General features: G+C 43.7%; 2 tRNA genes. Both read left to right on the top strand.

The window, feature by feature from the left end:
* The first annotated feature begins 94 nt into the window (after nt 1–94).
* Nucleotides 95–170, top strand: a tRNA-Glu gene (locus DBR47_RS13710).
* Between the two features lie 81 nt (nt 171–251).
* Nucleotides 252–328: transfer RNA gene (locus tag DBR47_RS13705), tRNA-Asp, on the top strand.
* Nucleotides 329–499: the final 171 nt, after the last annotated feature.

Raw genomic sequence — 499 nt, 5'->3', positions numbered from 1 at the left:
AGTTGGTATATAATAAAACTCTGAATGGCGCACTGTTCAGGATACGGCGATAATACTTGTGTATAATTGCTGTATAATAAGAAAAGAAGGTTTAGTCCCCTTCGTCTAGAGGCCTAGGACACCACCCTTTCACGGTGACTACAGGGGTTCGAATCCCCTAGGGGACGCCAAGTTTGATAAGGCTTGGTAATTATTTTAAAATAATTACAAACTTATCGATAATTCGATGTTATACTAACATCTGGTTATCTGGAGTGGTAGTTCAGTTGGTTAGAATACCGGCCTGTCACGCCGGGGGTCGCGGGTTCGAGTCCCGTCCACTCCGCCAACAATTTGTTTTATACTGCGGTAAAATGCTGTATAATATGAAACTCAGAAATGAGTTGTATTTGAGTCGATTGCGGCCAAGAAATTGGCCGCTTCCATTTGAGTTGAAGGACTTGAGTGGTGCTCGCTAAAATTTGACTTGAACGGCGCGGTTCCGCGGTCAGCAATGATT

Source organism: Paucibacter sp. KBW04 (assembly GCF_003852425.1).
Taxonomy (GTDB): Bacteria; Pseudomonadota; Gammaproteobacteria; order Burkholderiales; family Burkholderiaceae_C; genus Paucibacter_A.
Note: the sequence above shows the minus strand (reverse complement) of the source record. Positions and strands in the feature narration are given on the sequence as shown.